Raw genomic sequence first — 18,750 nt, 5'->3', positions numbered from 1 at the left:
ATTTCTCCCATACTTTTTCTTTATAACGCTCTTACTTGTTCCAACGGCCAGAAAACAGCTTGTCCTTTTCCGACAATTTCATCTTCTGAAATAAAGCCAAACATGCGACCATCCTTAGAAACTTCACGATTATCCCCTAAAACAAATACTTGGCCTTCTGGCACTTTCGTTTTCCCAGTGATTTGTTCTAACGTAAAGTCTGGAGTTAATACACGGCCTACTGCTTTTTCTTTAAACTTTTTTAAATATGGTTCTTCCATCGCTTTTCCGTTTACATATAAAACATCATTTTTATACTCAACTGTATCTCCTGGCAAACCAATTACTCGTTTTACTAAATCGTATCCTTCTTTTCCGTGGAAGACGATAATATCAAAGCGATCTAATCCACTTATACTATAACCAATCTTATTCACTAGAACTCGTTCGTTATTTTTTAAAGTGGGCATCATTGATTCACCTTGCACTAAAGAAGGTGTAAATAAAACACCGCGAATAATAGCAATTAATACAAGGGTAAAACCTATCGTTTTAGCCCAAGAGAATAATTCTTTCTTCGTATTTTCCTTCATCATTTCTCCTCTTTCTTAAGCACTTATTTTATGATTTTAACTAATTCTTGTACTAAATTAGGGTCTATTTCAGAAAAACATGATTTTCCTTCTCTTACCGCTGTACCGACATGAGCTTGCGAAATTCCAGTTTCATCTAGCAATCGCTTTATATTTTCTTTCGTCACGCCAGCTCCAGCTACAAGCTGAATTTGACCATCGCTTACCTTTTGCATTTCTGTAAGCACCGGAATATTCTCTACTATATTTCCTTGTCCACCTGAAGTTAGAACGTGAGTCACTTTATGAAACTTCTTTAAAGTGTTCATTGCTTCTACTGGATTTTCTATATCATCTATCGCACGGTGGTACGTTACATTTATTCCATCTACAACAGATAGTAAGTCCGCTAATTTCTCTTCATCCACTTCATTTCGTTCGTTTAATACGCCTAATACTACACCAGCTGCTCCTAACTTCTGCGCAACTATAATATCTTCTTTCATCATTTCAATTTCTTCTTCCGTATATGTAAAAGACTTCGCATGCGGACGAATCATAACATGAATTGGTATACTTACCACTTCTACCGCTTTTTTTATAAAAGCATAACTCGGTGTTAAACCACCTTCTGTATAAGATGAAATTAATTCAATCCGCTTCCCGCCAGCACTTTCAATTCGTTTTACATCTTCTAAACATGTTGCAATAACCTCTAGCATGAGATGACCTCTTTTCGTGCTTTTTTCTTATTATAACATTAGTAAAAATAAGAAGCCTAGCTTTCTCCTTTAAAACTTAAAAAAGAAGAATGAAAAGAAAGATTTTTTTATTGGCAACGATTATTGGTAACATCCTATTATTCATGTACACTCCTACCATAATGAAAAAACCCGTCATTTTGACGGACTTTTCTAATTTCAATCTTTTCTTTCCTCAGTTTTCATATCAATGCCTAATTGATCTTCCAATAACTTTACACCTTTCTTTGTAAGATGGACAGCTCGGTTCTTATCCGCTTTCATAATCCATCCCTGTTCAAAAAGCAGTTTTGCTATTGCAGATCCTAACCAACCAGAAATATGGTAGCGTCGTTCACTCCAATCAAGACAAGGTTTTGCAAATATTCTTCTCTTTATATCTGCCTCATCAACATTTATTCCAAAATTCAGAAACCACTGCTTACCTTGTTCCGTTACAATGTATTCTCCTTTCTCTAAAATGATAAATTCCTTATCTAATAATTTTTCGGTTATCTCTACACCGAGTTTACCTGCAAGATGATCATAACAAGTTCGAGCATAACGAATTTGTTTTAGTTGGCTTGATTGTTTTAAAGAGCGAACTTGAACTGTTGGTGCAATTGTCCCTAACTTTTCAAGCACTTCTGCAACTTCTTGATTAGCAAGTCGATAGTAACGATGTCTACCATGTTGTTCAACTGTAAGTAAATTCCCTTCTACTAATTTAGAAAGATGCGAACTAATTGTTGGATGTGACACTTTTGCCATATAAGCCAATTCACTAGCAGGTAGTGCCTGATTATTCATTAGACAATCTAAGATGATTGCTCTTGTAGGTTCAGCAATTAGTTTAGCTATATATGAGATATTCGGATATACATTCATATTTCGATGATACCCTAACTATTAAATTGATACAATTATTTTAACTTTAATAGTAAAGGAGAATGTATTATGAATGCAATTGATCTTAGTATATTAAATTTGCAAGAAACGAGAAGGCGCTCAGAAAAATTATGGAATTCTCTTCCCGATAATTTTCTTAATTGGAAGCCTGATCCTGAGGCTATGTCCTTTGGTGAAATGATTCGTCACGTATGGAGCTCAACTTTTTACTATCATATGATTATAAAAAACAACGGTTCAATAAACGACATTCACATCCCGTATGATGACGAACCAATTACTTGTGTTAAAAAAGAGATTGAATTAGCACAATCATATTTTGCCGATTTCATAGAATATGTTCAATCAATAAGCATAGCCGAGCTAGATTCAAGACTTATTGATCGAAGTGATGTTGGCTATCAACGATATTTAGGTGATATGCTATTACGAATTGCCTATCATGATGCGGTCCATGCAGGTCAATTTTTACAATATTTGCGAATGGTTAACTTGGAAAGACCTTTAATTTGGGATTAAAAGTTTCTCAACTAACATTGCAATAAATATTCTTTCAGCCAATAACAATCAAAAATCATGATAACCATTTATATTAAAAATCTATATCTCAATTTGGTACGTCGTACACATAAAAAGCACGTGTTTGATTAGTAATCAAACACGTGCTTTCAAAACAACTATATTGTCCATAAACAATAAAATGCAAGTTAAAAAAACTACGACCGAAACGCCGCATCCGCTAATATAGATAGTGTTGCATCATCCATCGGCGGATTGTGCAATCCTGCTCTGACGTTTAAATAGTAACGATGAAGCGGATTTTTTTCTGATAAACTTTTTGCTCCTACGATGCGCATTGATTTATCCACTATGGATATCGCCGCATTTGTTACGGCGTATTTCACTGCCGCTAATTCTGCTTGCAGTGACAGTTTATCTTCTGCCTTATCGTATTTTTTCGCAATTTGATATAAAAAGACGCGAGCTTGCATAAGCTCAAGTTCTAATTCTCCAACTAATCTTCTAACATTCGGCAATAAACTAATAGAATGATTTAAACTATTTGGTTTGTATGATCCCGCAAATTGAACTGCATAATTTCTTGCTGATTGTGCAATTCCTAAATAACATGCTGGTATATGTAGCAACCAGCCAATACCCTTTTGTTTTACTTTTCCGCCCTTCACATCCGTAAAAAAGCGGCTTTCTATCTCTACATTTTGTAAGACAAGGTCGTGGCTAGCAGTCCCTCTCATTGCAACGCTATCCCACGTTTCTTCAATAGATACACCGAGTGTATTTCTTGGAATAACAAACTCACCAACTTCTTCTTGGCCTTCCATACTTGCTGAAATAATAAAATAATCAAGTACTGGCGCCATCGTTGTAAAAGTTTTTCTTCCATTTATAACCCACTTCTCGCCTTGTTGAACCGCTATTGTTTCTGGTTTACCGCCACGCGTCGGACTCCCTGTTTTCGGTTCTGTTGCTGCCCTGTTAAAGAGCGCACCATTACGAACTTCTTCGCAAAACCATTTGAACATCTCATCATTCCAAGAGCGATTTTCCGCTAGCTCCTTCACAATGCCAAGATGCCAGCCAATCGATAATGCAGTAGCTCCACAGCCTTCCGCGATTTTCTCTTGAAATAAAACAAAGTCATATAAAGAAATGGCACTACCACCAAATTCCTTCGGTAACGTTAATTTCGTATATCCGATATCTTTCAAATCATTTATATTTTCATACGGAAATGATCCTAATTCACTTAGCTGATGCTCCCTTTCCATGAACTTCGGAATCAATTTATTTATTTTCTCAATAATTAAAGACTGTTCTTCTGTTTCAACAAATGAGAGTGCCATACTATAATCTCCTTTATCCCGCTATTTGCGGGCAGTAAAACTCCCACCTAAAAATTCAGGTGAAGCAAAGGAAGTTAGGTGGGAGATCAACTGCCCGTAAACGCCCGATTGGTTCAACTAATAATCAGTGAGAAACCCACCCACTGATTAAAGTTTCACTTTATGCTCGATTCATAAACCGTTCATTTTGTCATTATGATTATATGAAGCTACCTCTCTATTGTTTCACTATTCCGATAAAAATACAATGTTTTTGACTAATAAGAAAAGTTCCTATTTAAGGATAGATCCTTTTCTTATATTAGTCCCCCTTCAATGCTTTTAACGGCAAAGAGGTTACATATCCAATATACGAGAATAATTCTTTAAAGAAGAATGGTATTTCTGTATCTAACGTTTTATATGCTGATGTCGGCGTTGGTGAAGCATACGCTTCAATATTAATATGTTTTGCGATTCTCATTGCGCGTTTCATATGAAGTGGATCACTTACAATCGTGTATGTTTGTATACCGTTCTCTATTCCAACTTGCTTCGCATTTTTTAAATTTTCTTCAGTGAAAAGGGATTTAGTTTCAATTAAAATATCTTCCTCTTTTACACCTTGTTTCATTGCATATACTCTTGCAGTACGTGCTTCCTCAAGTTCTGCCTCGAACTTTGTACCACCTGTAAAAATAATCTTTTTAATATTTCCGTTCTTATATAAAGAAATCGCATGATTAATTCTTTCTTTAAATACAGGAGATGGTTTTCCGTTCCATGAAGCTGCTCCTAGTACGATACCAGCATCCGTTTTCACGTCATCATTTGCTTTAAAACGATAACTCCAAATATCGTAAGCTGCATAACTTACATATAAAATAGCAGAACAAATCATTAGTAAAAATACTTGAAAGATTCGTCTTTTCTTACTCTTCTTATTTTCTTTCATTTGTAATTGCCTCCGTACATCATCCATACTTCTATAAAAAACATTTATATCAAATCGTTTTGTTTGAGTTTATTTAAAAGAAGGAACTTTACTTGTTATTTATGTATAAAAGGGTTTTCATTTAAAATTGAGGATTATCAATTCATTTTCATTTGCGGTTTTCATTACATTTTTTAAATTCATAAGTTTATTACCATACAACTACATTGTAACGAATTTTTTCTCAGAAGGGAACGATGAAACAAAAGGAATTAAAATAAAGTAGCATTTTGTAAGAAAAAAGGTATATTTTTCATGCCTCACGAACAATATACCTTTCAAAACACGAATTATAACTTTTCTTTATACAACTCTAATTTTTCTAACAATTGTTCTTTTACGCCTGGCCATTCACTCGAGATAATACTGTACACCACCGCATCTCTCACATAACCATTCGGTAATTTTCTTTCATTTCTAAGCACACCCTCTTTTACTGCGCCTAACCTTTCAATTGCTCGTTGTGCTTTTTCATTTCTTGCATCCGTCTTAATTTGCACTCTCAGCATATGCAATTTTTCAAAAGCATACTGAAGAAGCATATACTTACACTCTGTATTTATACTCGTACGTTGCACACTCGGATGATACCATGTTTGCCCTAACTCGACTGTTTTATCTTCTACTGAAATATTATATAGACGTGTACTTCCTACAATCGTATTCGTCTGTTGATCCACTACAACGAAAGGTATTTCATTACCCCTTCCATAACCCTTTATCGCTTTTTGAACATATTGCTGCATATCTTGCACAATATCCATTTTAGAGATTAAATACGCCCAAATATCCCGATTTCCTTCTACAATCGAAAACAAAGTTTCGACATCATCACTATCTATTAACCGTAACTTTGCTCTTTCGTGAATAATTTCCATTTTTAAGCCCCCTTTGTTGTTACTATAACATATCATTAAAATCATTTTATTAATATATACATAAAAATAAATTCATATCATAAACATATAGTACATCTAAAAATAAAAAATGCGATGCCTTTATTCAAGCATCGCACTTATAATTTTGCACTACCTACGATTTTACGATAAATATTCATTTACATAATTTAGTAAACGCCATATATTTAGAACTTACATTATAGTTCAAAGCAACAAATAAGCAATCGGCGTAATGATAAGCAACGTTAAAATCGTTCTCTGCACATACAGAATAATAAGTTCAGATACTTTTAACGGAATATCTGTTGATAATATACAAGGAATGGAAGCGGAGAAAAACAGTATAGATGATACGGAAACAACTGCAATGACAAACTTTGTCACAAGTGGTGCACTTACTACTAATAATGACGGTAAAAACATTTCTGCAATACCAACTGATGCAGCTTTAGCAGCTAAGTCTGCTTCCGGTAATTGTAATAGCCATGTAAACGGATAGAAAATATAACTGATCCAATCAAATATTGGCGTGAACTTCGCTAAGACGATACCAATTAATCCTACTGACATAATAGTTGGTAAAATTCCCATCGTCATAATAAATCCGTCTTTTAAATTCACTGCAATATTTTTCATAATGCTCGGTGCAGATTTTGATACTTCTAACGCATCTTCCCAAGCACGTTCTAGCATTTTTTCTTTATAAACAGGCTCTGGGAACCCTTCTTCTGTTACATATGTATCTGGTTTTCTACTAAGGGGCGGGATTCTTACGGTGATAGCAGTCACGATGAATGTTACAACAAGTGTAGTCCAAAAATAAACATTCCATAAATGCATAATATCTAATGTTTTTGCGATGATGATCATAAATGTAGCGGATACTGTAGAAAATCCTGTAGCGATAATCGCCGCTTCTTTTGTCGTATACTTTCCTTCTTTATACACGCGGTTCGTAATAAGAAGGGCAAGCGAATAACTTCCAACGAAGGAAGCAACTGCATCAATCGCCGATCTCCCTGGCGTATTCCATAATGGCCTCATAATCGGACGGCAAAATGTACCGATAAATTCAAGCAATCCATATCCAACTAATAACGCTAAAAATGCCGAACCAATTGGAACGAGCAAACTTACTGATATGACTAGCTTCTCATACAAAAACGGCCCAACATCTGGTGCAAAGAACCAAGCTGGCCCTATTTTCAAACAATATAATACTCCAAAAACAACGCCAACTACTTTTAAAATAGAAAAACAAATGTCTACGATAGATGCATTCCATTTCTTCGTATAAAATGGATAAATCGCACCAATTGCCATAACAAACAATGCATAATAAGGTACTACGCCTGGAACGGAAGCCCTGATCCACGATACGATATGATCAATCATAATAGACGATGCACCGTTTATCGTAACAGGAACGAAAAACATAAACACTCCAACAAGACTAGCAAGTATAAACCGAAGAATAATCCCCTTCTCTCGCCCTGTCTTAATTACATTACTCTTTAATTCAATTTCACTCAAAATTCGACACCTCCTATTATCTAAATATTCTGTATAATAATGTTGTATTCCTTCTTTCCATTTCTACTATTTAATCATATGAAAAAGCCTATTTTAAAATAGGCTTTTCTATTACCTCTCATAATCATCCACAAGCACTTGAATGATACGATAAGATTCTTCTGCTACTTTTTCATTACTATCCCTATTCGCATCATATGTAATTAACGCCTTCCAAAGTGCCCATCCTCTCGCTCTATTCCACGTTTCTTCATCCATGCGTAATACTTCTTTAAATACATTTCTACTATTTTCATCAAAAAACGTCCAAGCCATCGCTGCATCACAAGCAGGATCTCCTACGCCTAAAATACCAAAATCAATTACAGCACAAAGTTTTCCATCTTTAACGAGTAAATTACCCGGCGCTACATCTCCATGCACCCAAACTGGTTCACGATCCCATGTTGAACTAAGTGCTAAATTCCAAAGATGCTTTAATAATGCCTCGTCAAAAACATCCTTATTATTTTCAATAGCAGCTCTCGCCTCTTCATCATATACCGATATAAGTCCGCCCCTGTAAAAATTATGTGCTCCAGCTAAAGGGCCGTTACTCGCATCAATAGATTGTAATTCTACTAAAAACGATCCTAAGTCCGCCGCAAATTCACTTAAATCACGAACATTTTCTTTCGTAACTGTATCCCCTTCTATCCACTTATTAATAGACCAAGGCCATGGATACGCTTCAGACGAATTCCCTTTCGCAATCGGTGTAGAAATTGGTAAAGAAAGTCCCTTACTTAATATAGGAAGCCAACTATTTTCTTTCTCTACTTGCGGTGCATATGCCGCATCACTTGGCAACCTTACACTCATCTCATCCCCTAGGTGAAACGTTCTATTATCATGCCCACTAAACTTTACAGACTTCACTTCTAAATGGACCCATTCAGGAAACTGTTCCTGTATTAACTTTTCAACTAAACTTACGTTAATTGGATGCATTCACATTCTCCTTTTCTTTTGAAACTTACTAAGCCCATCCGTACTCCCAACATATTCAAACTCATTTTTCTTATAAAAATCATTCAACGTACGATTATGCACCACGCAATCTAACTTCAAATACTCTTTGTCATGTTGTACATTCTCTTCTACCCACCGTAAAATCCATTCTCCTATTCCATTTCCCTTATACTTCCGTTTCACCGCAAATCGATGAATGTATAAAGAATTAGAAACTTCCTCCTTACCAAAAATACGCTCATCCCATTCATTTTGTTTAGGAGAAACTGTAACCGTACCAACTATTTCAGCTTCTTTCAGAACAACATATGTACATTTTTCTCTTATACATTCTAGTATTTCAGCCGTAGCTTCCTCTCCTAAAAGATACTGCCACTGATCCACTTCTTTATATTGTAGCCATTGTGCTACCTCTTTTAATAAAAGGATAATACTATCACTTTCATTTTCAGTAGCAATTCGAATTGCATATTCTTTACTTATATTTCTCTCCATATTGCCTTTCCCCTTTCAAATTGCTACCATACTGACAAACGCGTTCTACCATCGTTTTCGTCTGTAACGTATTCAACATAAAAACCTTGATTCCGTGCGTTTTCATACATCAATTCAATCGCTTTTTGATCTTTCGCATAAATTTGTATGTATTGAGCATCCACCGCTAATACAACTACCTCACACTTGCTTTCCTTAAACTCTTCGTATGTTTCAATATCTATCGCTATTTCTCCTTTAGGATATGCTTTTAAATCTGCAAAAATAAGATAATATACGTTGTCTTTAACTAATTTTTTCAACGCTAACCCTTCCACTACACTTGGTTCTTCTGGAAATAATGCCTCATCCAATTCACCACGTGCTATTAAATAGGACTCTTCATTCCTCACTCGCCAATCAAATACAGCAATATCAATAGACTTTAACACTTTCCAAAGTACATTGCTGTATTCATTTGGAATATCTACAAAAATCCCTCTTTTCATATGTCTGCTCCTAACTTATTCATTTTCGTTTCATACATTATATATCGAATTTAATTACTATATTTTGTCGATACATATGTACATCATAAAAAACCGCTCCACTACTAGCGAAACGGTTTCCTTCTGCTTACATTTAAATATTTCATTCAATTGTTTCACTGCGTTTTAAAATATTTTTTAATATCTTCACCACATCAGTCGTTCATTCTTAATGCTCACTTCGACTTCACGAAGTAATATAAAAACCATACCGCATGATTTTGTTCATCCGCAGCTATTCTCCGTAACAACTCTTTCAAATGTGCATCCGATGTCTCATCTGAAATTTCCAAATAAAAATCTACTGTCTTTTGTTCATCTTGTATAGCGAACTCTAATCCTTGTAAGTAGGTATTCGGACAGTCTTCGGTAATCTGTGGTTTCGGCTGCCTGCCAGTTAAGTTCGTATAAATTTGTACAAAGTTGTGGAAATGCTTTATTTCATCATTACGAATTTCAAGAATTTGTTTTTGTTCTACTTGATTTGGAGCCATATTCGCTAATTTTGCATAGCAGCTTATAGCGCTATACTCTCCATTTATAGCTTTTTCAATATCACTAATCAACTTATCATTTTGTCTATACCAATCATAATAATTCGGATTATACATCGTATCCCTCCATACTTTTAACATTTTATGCATTTAGAAATAGTAGGAGCCTGTATATATAACGGGACGGCTTTAGATTGAAAGTAAAGTTTAAGAAAAGGGTCTATTTTGCAAAGGAATTGCTTATTCATAAAGTGAAACTATAATCAGTGGGGATTTTACTACACGGCAAATAGCGGATAAAATATCACTATTTTTTGTACGCTGTTGCTATAAATTCGCGAATGAATCAGGTTTCCAACCAGATGTGGTGTTGAGATGCGAAGCTATTATGAATCCAGTCATATAACTAGGAGGTACCACTATGCCATCTTTATTTAAACCTATGGCCTTCCAGCTGAAAACCGAAAGACTTGAGCTTAGTATGTGGGAGGAATCCGATTCCGTTTGGCTGAGCAAATTAATTGGTGAACGTGGTGTGGACATTCCAGCCGTTGATTCCGTTCGTAGCCGGCTTATTGAGATGCGCAAAAAGGCAGACGAAAATGGCATTTCCCTTCTCACTATTCGGAGGAGAGACGAAGGCGATTTCATCGGATACTGCGGCTTAATTATCGGTCGTTCCACACTTGAAGAGCCGGAGATTGCATACGAGTTGTTCCGCAGCGCCCATGGTAAAGGTTATGCAACTGAGGCGGCATCCGTTGTACTGGACGCTGCGATTGCTACTGGGCGCCACAAACTTTGGTCGACTGTAGGCGCTTGGAATATCGCTTCCCTCCGGGTACTAGAAAAGATAGGATTTAAGCGTCATCACAGTACGTGGGATGATGAACGTGGTGAGATTGTTTGGAACGTACGCGATCTTTAGAGATTCCGACTTAATTCTAAGGCGACAACAGCAGATACTCATTCTTCAGCTTTTAGATTTCATCACAAAAAAGCCGTTTCACTAATTAGTGAAACGGCTTTTTTTAAGCGTTCAATTCTGTTTTATGCCCTTTTACTACACTACGTTTGAATGCAGTTGCTAATATAGTAACCATACTTACTATACCAATCCAAACGAGTACAGTAACAGGTGTATTCCAGCTTAACCCTTTTCCGAAGAAGAAGATTTCTCTTAGGCCTTCAATCATAAATTTCATTGGTAACCATGAGTAAACCCAGTCTTGATAAAACGGAGACAACATCTCAGGTGCTAACGATAATAACGGCGCCCCGAAGAATAGTAATAAAGCGAATAAACCGATTCCTTTTAGCCCAACTAATGAAAGTACCGCAGATATCATTAAGAAGAAACTAAAAGAAGTAATGGATAAGAATAGAGCTGTATCCGTGAAGTTCGAAATATTTAATCCTACCATCCCATCTGCAATCCATGTAAGACCAAATCCAATTACAAGTGTCGCAATAGCTCCTGTTACGATTTGTTTTACTTTTAACAGAAAGTTTTCTTTTCTTGAGCTTACTGGCATTTTACTAATCGCAATAAAAATAATCGCTGCACTAGCTAAACTTGCAATCCATAACGGCTGGAACAATGATATTGGTGAGTTACCGTTCGCACTATTTTTGCCAACCTCATTCACATTTTTCACGTTCTTTACAATAGGTGTTACTAATTTCGCAGCTTGATCTGTTGTTACAGTAGCTCCTTTTGCTTTCAACCCTTCTAATATTTGCGTACGGACATTATTGTTCATATTATCAACTACACCATTTAATATTTGCCCTGCCATAGTTGATGCAACCGTATTCATTCCTTGATTAATATATATTTCTATCTCTGGTGAAGATGGCTGTGGTGTTCGTAATGACGCTTGCTTTGCGCTAAATTCTTTCGGAATGACTAACGCTGCATAATACTCTTTATTATTTAACCCTTTTTGAACTGCTTCCTTATTTTTCACTTCTACCCACTTTACCGCAGGTTCTTCATCTGATTTCGATGATTTTTTCACCATATCAACAATTGTTTGCCCCATATTCATTTTCGATTGATTCGGAATTTCTATACCTTGATCCTCATTTACAATTGCAATTGGCAAGTTTTTCGGCTGAGGTTGAACTGTCGGGAATAATGTTAATGAAAAAATAAAAACAATAAGTAGTGCAATAACTGGTGATAAAAATAACAGTTTGTTTTTCAACATTCTCTTTTCTCCTCCTTTAACTTCAGTTACAATAAGCGGACAACGTGTTGTTTATTTATATTTTGAATTATATGTTTGAGTTAAGCCTTATTCAATAATCAAAAATCTCGAATGTGTCGGTTATAAGACACATTTTCTAAATGTGTTGAAAAAATAAAGGAGGGACATGCCTTGCGCGATAGTAATTTAGATTTGCGTGTTGTTCGTACGAAAACTGCCATACGAAATGCATTGGTGGAGCTAATTGAAGAAAAGGGTTTTGACGCCATTACAGTGAAAGATATCACAACGAAAGCAAATATTAATCGCGGTACTTTTTATGCGCACTATCAAGATAAATTTGATTTAATGACAAAATGCCAAGAAGACATTATGTACGAGTTTTCTAACATTGCTAAACAGAAATTCCCGGAAGTTATTGCTGACCTTGGAACAAATCCTTCTCCAACAATGCCATTTATACTTATCACTTCTATTCTTGAATTTCTAAATGAAAATAGTGATTTTATGAGAGCTGTACTAAGTCCGAAAGGAGATTTATCTTTCCAAACAAAACTGAAAGACTTTATGTGGAAAACATTATTTGAAGATACGAATGGTCCTCTCATTAATAAGGAGAATTTACTTGTTCCAAGCGAATACTTAACTTCTTATATGGCATCTGCACATATAGGTGTCATCCAGCAATGGTTAAATAATGGACAAAAAGAAACACCTGAGGAGATTGCTCGCTTTTTATCAACTATTGCAGTTCATGGACCTTTTTATGCAGCTGGCTTAAAGAAATAAGCCAGCTTGCTTAGTAATTTCTATTATTTTATTAATAACTTGAAATTTATATTTCTGTAAAAAAAGCTGTTGAAAGGACTCCCCTTCAACAGCTTTTACATTATTAACGATATAAACGAACTGCACCTGCAGAATTATCATCTGCTTGTCCAACTACTTCAAATTTCAATCCAAATTTCGGTAATTTAAGTCCTGCATCTGGGATTAAATCATTTATATACAATTTAGAATCATCAAACTTTGTTACACCTGGTAATCCTTTGTAATCATATGTTCCACGTGTTGGAGATACGACTTTCCATGCTGGCGTTTGGTTAAGGGAGAACGCAGCATCTGCGATTTGGAATCGTGTACTATTTTTAACAGTTGGTTTTCCGTTTAGCGTTCCAACAATTGCCTCTGGGTGAGAGTCAACAACTCCTAAGAAACCTTCACCTGGATGTAAACCAACCCAATTATCTGTAAAGCTAGAGTCTGCATACCATACTAGAAGACCTGTATTATACGGTACACCATTGCTATATTTTAACGCTTGATCAGCACCAGCATAGTTTCTCCACTCTAAATAGTAGTTATGCTTCTTCTTATCAAAGCCGTCTGCTACAACGAAACCATTTAATTTTAATTTCGTTTCGCCTTCTGCATCATCAGAGAACACAACATTTCCATCTACAGTTAATGTAGCATTATCAAAAGTAAAACCGATCGGCGCTAAACCACCATCTGTAATGTATTCGAATACTAATTTTACTTTTTGACCTTTAAATTTGCTTAAGTCATATGACTTATCTACCCATTTACCATCTGTTGTGTCTAGACCATTTTTCACATTCTTTTCACCAATTCGATCCACTAACGTTTTCGTACCATCTTCTTTCACTGCATGTACTTCAAGGAAGTCATAATCCGTTTCAATTTCATACATTGATTTGTAATCAAACTTCGCATTTGTTGCATTTGTTAAATCAAACACTGGCGTTTCTAATGTTGTATGAAGGTTATCACCTTTTGTACTATAGTAGTACTTCTTACCGAATGCAGGCTGAATACCTTTCACCTCTTTATCTGGTAAGTTAACGCGAATCAGTCCAGGACGATTTGATTTCGTTACACTTTGATCTAAATACGTCGCATAGCCAATACCACGATTTAATTTATTATAGTCAACCTCTACAATATTGGCCCAGTTTCCACCTATGTTCTTTTGAAAGAACTCTTTGTTTTGCGGAGAAAAACTCGGTGGCGTTGTTCCTGCAATCTTACCAGCCCAGCTACCGCCACTCATAACAGACCAGGAGTTAATTGGCTCACCTGCTCCTGTGTACTTCGTATCATACTCATCTGGAAGACCTAAATCATGACCAAATTCATGTGCGAATACACCAACCGCTCCGTCTTCTGGCTCAATTGTGTAGTCGTATGCTGCCATCTTACCGCCCCAGTTATCAACTTTTGCTTTTGTTCCTTCAATTGGATATGGTGTTCCAAGGTGCCAACGATGTGACCAAATTGCATCATCACCTAGTCTACCACCGCCCCCATCTTGCCCAACTCCAGCGTGAATGACCATTAAGTGATCAATCAGACCATCTGGTTCATTTTTATTGCCATCACCATTATTGTCATATTGATCGTATTCGTCAAATTCAGATAAATCAATACCACTTTCTACAGCCGCATTTAATGCCTCTTTTACAAAATCACGAGGTCCTTTCGGTCCCATATTATCATGACCGCCATCTCCTGCATCTGCACCATAATCTGCCGCATTACCAGGAACTGTCAACCACTTTGTTACTGTGCCATCTACTGTATAACTACCACCAGATTGCTCTTCATAATATTGTTTAAATGTTGGTACTTTTGAACCATCAAAGAGTGTAAATGGCTCATTACCAAATAACATTTTTTGATAATGTTCTGGATTAAAATCATTTGAATACATATAACCTGGTACTTGATCAATATTGTTATGCTTAAAGTCCGCAAACTCTACTAGCAATACGAGAACTTTATCTTTACGAACATCACCGTTATATTGTTTTTGCTTCGCTGAAGTAGTTGGTACTTGGCCGTTTAATCCCCCTTTAACCGGCTCTTGTCCCGCTACTGGACCACTAGCAGGTTGATCTGCTTTTTCTTTCTCATCTGCTTTTGCATCTTTAACTTTTTTCAAAAAGTCAGCAGCTTCTCTCGTAACACTATCCCCCGCCGCTGGTTCTTTTCCCGCATTTTCTCCTTTTTTCTTCTCTACGTATTTTTCAACAGCTTTTAATGTGTCTTCTTTCGACGTAGATTCATTAATTACACCGCGTTTCTTGAGCGCATCTGCTAAACGCTCCTCTTGAATTAAATTTTCATCAATCGGACTTAAAGTTCCTCCATTAGACGGCGTTGCCGCATAAACAGATTGACCCCCATACCCAAATGTGCAACTAAGCACAGCTGCCGCCGCAAACGTAGACAGCACTTTAAAAGGCTTTTTCTTCATCCCCATTCCTCCCTAATATTAAATACGATACAACGTTTATATATTACAGAAAATTCAGATAACAATCAATTCATTGTCTTGATTTGTAATATTTTTGAAAAAATCCTTTATTTTAGATGAACATACATTCTGATTCATCAATATTTCAGAAAATATTGATGAAAGTTGATAAAACTATTAAAATCATAAAGAAATCGTCCACTATATTTAGTGGACGATTTCTTTATTTATCTAAAATACAACTACAGCACTTCAATATACCCTTCTGTTCCATGTACCCGAATTCGTTGCCCATCTTTTATTAATTTCGTAGCGTTCTCTACTCCAACAACTGCTGGCAGGCCATACTCACGAGCAATCACTGCTCCGTGCGTCATAAGCCCGCCGACTTCAGTGACTAACCCTTTTATAGAAACAAACAAAGGCGTCCAGCCAGGATCAGTAAATGCCGTAACTAATATATCTCCATCTTCCAAATTCGCGTCTTCCATGTTTAAAATAACGCGTGCTCTCCCCTCAACCACTCCAGAAGAAACAGGCAAACCTACAATTGCTTCAGCCGGGAGATTTTCACGTTTGTACTTACCTGTAATGATTTCTCCATCAGACGTGATAACACGCGGAGGTGTTAGTTTTTCATATAATTTGTACGCATTTTTTTGTTTATGAATAATCTTGTAATCTAGTTTATTTGTGCGGACGACTTCGTGAAGTTCTTCAAAAGTTAGATAGTATATATCTTCTATTTCATCCAGAACATTATTTTTCACAAGTTTCTCTGCTTCTTTCAGTAATGCCTGCTTATATATGAAATAACGATGAATCATGCCGTATTTCGGATATTCACGATAACCGATGGAATTGCGGAGGTTACGAATCATTCTCTTCGTCTCTTCTACTTTTTGTTCCCCATCCGGCAAGTGCTGCAATCGCTCTAACAGCTCTGCTTCTTTTTTCAAAGCTTCCTGCAGCCCTTCTTCAAACTTCCGTTTACTAGCACCATATTCAAAGTCCCTTATATGATTTAAAATCATCGGTATAATTGTAGCTGGCTGTTCACTCCAGCGAGTTTTCGTAATGTCAATTTCTCCGCTGCATCTCATTCCATATTTATTTAGAAAGGCATCGATTGCATCCCGAACTTTTTCCCCGCCTTTAAACTGAATTAATTCATCTAAAAATCTGTCATCTTCTACATGCTGTAAATACGCAATGACTTCCGGATACGGCCGGATCACATCTGCCACATCCAATAACGCTAGCCCCATTTCTGACGTAATATTATGTTGTACAGATTGTGAAAGTACATCTGCTGCATTCTTTTCCCCTAGCCATTGTTCTATTTTTTCATTGATCCATGATAAAGCATTCATACCTGCCATAATTACAGCCATACTTTGCGGATGAAATAATATTTTCTTTAATTGCTGGATATCTTCTAAAATAAAACTAAGTACATCTGATCCTGATTTCATTTGAATGTTTTGTTTTAATTCTTCGATTGATGCTTCACTATTCTTTATTAAATCCGTAACGATTACTGGATCATTTTCGATTTGTGGTTGTGAGCCTGCAGGCGGCGTTCTCTTACTATTTTCTTTTTCATCATCCGGTAACAATTTGATAAAATTATCTCGCTCTATTACAGCCATTAATGCATCTTTAATAAGCGGCTCCGACTCACCTATTGTATTTAATAAAAACTCCCTACTTGCAGGTGAAGCCAATCTTTGTGCAACATCAACAAACAGCCTTCCCCCAGCTTGAAACCTTGGTCCGAAAGATGTTAACTGAAATAAAGACATTCCTAATGGCTTCAAAGGATCAGTCATCATTTGCTGGTGACCAACCGATACATACACGTGATTTTCCCCATCATTTACTTCTGGAATTGGATATAAAGTCGTAATCGGTCTGCTTTGGACTATATAAATTGTATCATCAACTAAGCACCATTCAATATCTTGCGGACAACCAAAATAAGCTTCGATTTGTCTTCCGATGCGTGCTAGTTGTAAAATTTGTTGTTCAGTAAGTGTTTGAACTTTTTGCTGATTAGGAGAAATTTTCTTTGTCTCTGTTCCGCCTTCTTTTCGTCCATAGATAGCTAATTTTTTCGTTGCGATGACCTTTTCGACGATTTCGTCTTCTTTTACCTTATAATTATCGGCAGAAACCAATCCAGATACTAGCGCCTCGCCAAGTCCAAAGCTGGCATCGATTGATAACACCTTCCTATTCGAAGTAATCGGATCCGCAGTAAATAAAATCCCTGAAGCCTCAGGGAAAACCATTTTTTGAACGACAACACATATAGAAACTTGATTATGATCAAAACCGTTTTGCATTCGGTATATAACCGCTCGATCTGTAAATAAAGAAGCCCAGCATTTTTTAATATGCTGCAAAATGTTTTCTTTTCCAATAACATTTAAATACGTATCTTGTTGACCAGCAAACGAGGCATACGGTAAATCTTCAGCAGTAGCACTCGAACGCACTGCATATGCATGTTCATCGCCAAAGTGCGAGAGATAATGAGCTACTGATTCCACTACATCAACTGGAATTTCCACCGCCATAATGACTTCTCTAATCTTCTTACTAATTTCACCAATTTGATCTCGTTCCTCAATTTTTAGCATTGCTAATTGATTCAATAAAGTTTGAAACGCTCCATTTTTTCCGATGGCCTGTTCATACCCTACCGTTGTAACACAAAATCCTTCTGGCACTTGTATCCCTTGAATATTGGATAACTCCCCTAAATTCAATCCTTTTCCACCAACGAGAAAAAGCTGCGTTTTTTCTATTTCCTGAAAATCGAGAACGAAAGAACTCATTTGGCACCTCTCCTTACTATTCATGTGTTCTTGATTGTAACAGTAGTAAATGAGAAGAAACAGTCTATTTCGAACGTAAATTACATGATATAATTAAGTTAGGAAGAGATTATCACTTCTATTTCCCCTCTAATTCACTTCAATTACATCACCAAACTTAAACATTCTTTGATTATGAAAAGCAATCATTAGACATAATGGATTTCTATCGACATTTGTTATGTATTTTTTATATAAATCCATATTGTAATATCTTTATAAATCTTTTATTAAGCCATAAATTCGCCTCAAAAAATAGTAGAATCTGTGACTTTAAAAGCAATATTTTTGTTTGCACTTTATATAAATTGATATGAATCCCTCTTAATTCTAGGACTAAATTATTGTTTTTTAATCCCATATTAATTCTTTTCTAAA

Annotated in this window: 17 protein-coding genes; 3 read left to right on the top strand and 14 right to left on the bottom strand. The window is 36.1% G+C overall.

The annotated features are described in order from the left end of the window. Positions 1-20 precede the first annotated feature (20 nt). From lepB to MRP26_RS19505, 3 genes are all read right to left on the bottom strand, one after another. Positions 21-572 carry a signal peptidase I gene (gene lepB / locus MRP26_RS19515; protein ID WP_000662498.1) on the bottom strand — a complete coding sequence of 184 codons (552 nt, stop codon included), beginning with the start codon at positions 570-572 and terminating at the stop codon, positions 21-23. Between the two features lie 23 nt (positions 573-595). After that, positions 596-1,273, bottom strand: a complete 678-nt coding sequence (locus MRP26_RS19510; RefSeq protein ID WP_069355861.1) for a copper homeostasis protein CutC — start codon at positions 1,271-1,273, stop codon at positions 596-598. Between the two features lie 198 nt (positions 1,274-1,471). Then, on the bottom strand, positions 1,472-2,179 hold the full coding sequence (locus MRP26_RS19505) for an ArsR/SmtB family transcription factor (RefSeq protein ID WP_069355862.1): 708 nt from the start codon (positions 2,177-2,179) through the stop codon (positions 1,472-1,474). 69 nt (positions 2,180-2,248) lie between these two features. Between MRP26_RS19505 and MRP26_RS19500 the strand changes: the two genes are divergently transcribed. Then, entirely contained in the window at positions 2,249-2,719 is a 471-nt protein-coding gene (locus tag MRP26_RS19500) for a DinB family protein (protein ID WP_069355863.1), read from the top strand. A 197-nt stretch (positions 2,720-2,916) separates the two neighbouring features. Here MRP26_RS19500 and MRP26_RS19495 read toward each other — a convergent pair whose 3' ends face one another. The 8 genes from MRP26_RS19495 to MRP26_RS19460 form a co-directional block, all read right to left on the bottom strand. After that, positions 2,917-4,065 carry an acyl-CoA dehydrogenase family protein gene (locus tag MRP26_RS19495; protein WP_098679886.1) on the bottom strand — a complete coding sequence of 383 codons (1,149 nt, stop codon included), beginning with the start codon at positions 4,063-4,065 and terminating at the stop codon, positions 2,917-2,919. A 301-nt stretch (positions 4,066-4,366) separates the two neighbouring features. Continuing rightward, positions 4,367-4,999, bottom strand: a complete 633-nt coding sequence (locus MRP26_RS19490) for a YdcF family protein (RefSeq protein ID WP_000662215.1) — start codon at positions 4,997-4,999, stop codon at positions 4,367-4,369. Positions 5,000-5,328: 329 nt separating this feature from the next. Further along, positions 5,329-5,916, bottom strand: coding sequence for a GNAT family N-acetyltransferase (locus tag MRP26_RS19485; RefSeq protein ID WP_242806631.1), 588 nt, complete (start codon positions 5,914-5,916; stop codon positions 5,329-5,331). Positions 5,917-6,141: 225 nt separating this feature from the next. Further along, complete coding sequence (locus MRP26_RS19480) at positions 6,142-7,470, bottom strand: YjiH family protein (RefSeq protein WP_242806629.1); 1,329 nt, start codon at positions 7,468-7,470, stop codon at positions 6,142-6,144. Positions 7,471-7,581: 111 nt separating this feature from the next. Beyond that, a complete protein-coding gene (locus MRP26_RS19475; RefSeq protein WP_242806626.1) occupies positions 7,582-8,460 on the bottom strand; it encodes an aminoglycoside phosphotransferase family protein in 879 nt (292 codons plus the stop codon). Then, entirely contained in the window at positions 8,461-8,976 is a 516-nt protein-coding gene (locus MRP26_RS19470) for a GNAT family N-acetyltransferase (RefSeq protein ID WP_016081071.1), read from the bottom strand. Between the two features lie 23 nt (positions 8,977-8,999). Beyond that, complete coding sequence (locus MRP26_RS19465; protein ID WP_069355866.1) at positions 9,000-9,464, bottom strand: DUF2691 family protein; 465 nt, start codon at positions 9,462-9,464, stop codon at positions 9,000-9,002. Positions 9,465-9,679: 215 nt separating this feature from the next. Continuing rightward, entirely contained in the window at positions 9,680-10,114 is a 435-nt protein-coding gene (locus tag MRP26_RS19460) for a ferritin-like domain-containing protein (protein WP_016081069.1), read from the bottom strand. A gap of 304 nt (positions 10,115-10,418) precedes the next feature. On the opposite strand from MRP26_RS19460, the gene MRP26_RS19455 reads away from it, so the two are divergent. Beyond that, complete coding sequence (locus tag MRP26_RS19455) at positions 10,419-10,925, top strand: GNAT family N-acetyltransferase (RefSeq protein WP_016081068.1); 507 nt, start codon at positions 10,419-10,421, stop codon at positions 10,923-10,925. Between the two features lie 103 nt (positions 10,926-11,028). Here MRP26_RS19455 and MRP26_RS19450 read toward each other — a convergent pair whose 3' ends face one another. Continuing rightward, complete coding sequence (locus MRP26_RS19450) at positions 11,029-12,210, bottom strand: YhgE/Pip domain-containing protein (RefSeq protein WP_197242650.1); 1,182 nt, start codon at positions 12,208-12,210, stop codon at positions 11,029-11,031. Positions 12,211-12,381: 171 nt separating this feature from the next. On the opposite strand from MRP26_RS19450, the gene MRP26_RS19445 reads away from it, so the two are divergent. After that, positions 12,382-12,999: a TetR/AcrR family transcriptional regulator gene (locus MRP26_RS19445; RefSeq protein ID WP_043315287.1), complete on the top strand. Its 618-nt coding sequence runs from the start codon at positions 12,382-12,384 to the stop codon at positions 12,997-12,999. A gap of 103 nt (positions 13,000-13,102) precedes the next feature. On the opposite strand, the gene MRP26_RS19440 is transcribed toward MRP26_RS19445, so the two are convergent. Both MRP26_RS19440 and ppsA read right to left on the bottom strand, forming a co-directional pair. After that, positions 13,103-15,490: an immune inhibitor A domain-containing protein gene (locus MRP26_RS19440; RefSeq protein ID WP_242806625.1), complete on the bottom strand. Its 2,388-nt coding sequence runs from the start codon at positions 15,488-15,490 to the stop codon at positions 13,103-13,105. Between the two features lie 242 nt (positions 15,491-15,732). Then, positions 15,733-18,333 carry a phosphoenolpyruvate synthase gene (gene ppsA, locus MRP26_RS19435; RefSeq protein ID WP_197242653.1) on the bottom strand — a complete coding sequence of 867 codons (2,601 nt, stop codon included), beginning with the start codon at positions 18,331-18,333 and terminating at the stop codon, positions 15,733-15,735. Between the last annotated feature and the right edge of the window lie 417 nt (positions 18,334-18,750).

It is taken from the genome of Bacillus sp. CCB-MMP212 (genome assembly GCF_022748145.1).
GTDB lineage: Bacteria > Bacillota > Bacilli > Bacillales > Bacillaceae_G > Bacillus_A > Bacillus_A cereus.
This window is presented reverse-complemented; position numbering and strand designations above follow the sequence as displayed.

Excerpts from the sequence above, each read along its gene's own strand:
- lepB (WP_000662498.1), bottom strand. The coding sequence starts at position 572 with ATGAAGGAAAATACGAAGAAAGAATTATTCTCTTGGGCTAAAACGATA.
- MRP26_RS19510 (WP_069355861.1), bottom strand. The coding sequence starts at position 1,273 with ATGCTAGAGGTTATTGCAACATGTTTAGAAGATGTAAAACGAATTGAA.
- MRP26_RS19505 (WP_069355862.1), bottom strand. The coding sequence starts at position 2,179 with ATGAATGTATATCCGAATATCTCATATATAGCTAAACTAATTGCTGAA.
- MRP26_RS19500 (WP_069355863.1), top strand. The coding sequence starts at position 2,249 with ATGAATGCAATTGATCTTAGTATATTAAATTTGCAAGAAACGAGAAGG.
- MRP26_RS19495 (WP_098679886.1), bottom strand. The coding sequence starts at position 4,065 with ATGGCACTCTCATTTGTTGAAACAGAAGAACAGTCTTTAATTATTGAG.
- MRP26_RS19490 (WP_000662215.1), bottom strand. The coding sequence starts at position 4,999 with ATGAAAGAAAATAAGAAGAGTAAGAAAAGACGAATCTTTCAAGTATTT.
- MRP26_RS19485 (WP_242806631.1), bottom strand. The coding sequence starts at position 5,916 with ATGGAAATTATTCACGAAAGAGCAAAGTTACGGTTAATAGATAGTGAT.
- MRP26_RS19475 (WP_242806626.1), bottom strand. The coding sequence starts at position 8,460 with ATGCATCCAATTAACGTAAGTTTAGTTGAAAAGTTAATACAGGAACAG.
- MRP26_RS19470 (WP_016081071.1), bottom strand. The coding sequence starts at position 8,976 with ATGGAGAGAAATATAAGTAAAGAATATGCAATTCGAATTGCTACTGAA.
- MRP26_RS19465 (WP_069355866.1), bottom strand. The coding sequence starts at position 9,464 with ATGAAAAGAGGGATTTTTGTAGATATTCCAAATGAATACAGCAATGTA.
- MRP26_RS19460 (WP_016081069.1), bottom strand. The coding sequence starts at position 10,114 with ATGTATAATCCGAATTATTATGATTGGTATAGACAAAATGATAAGTTG.
- MRP26_RS19455 (WP_016081068.1), top strand. The coding sequence starts at position 10,419 with ATGCCATCTTTATTTAAACCTATGGCCTTCCAGCTGAAAACCGAAAGA.
- MRP26_RS19450 (WP_197242650.1), bottom strand. The coding sequence starts at position 12,210 with ATGTTGAAAAACAAACTGTTATTTTTATCACCAGTTATTGCACTACTT.
- MRP26_RS19440 (WP_242806625.1), bottom strand. The coding sequence starts at position 15,490 with ATGAAGAAAAAGCCTTTTAAAGTGCTGTCTACGTTTGCGGCGGCAGCT.
- ppsA (WP_197242653.1), bottom strand. The coding sequence starts at position 18,333 with ATGAGTTCTTTCGTTCTCGATTTTCAGGAAATAGAAAAAACGCAGCTT.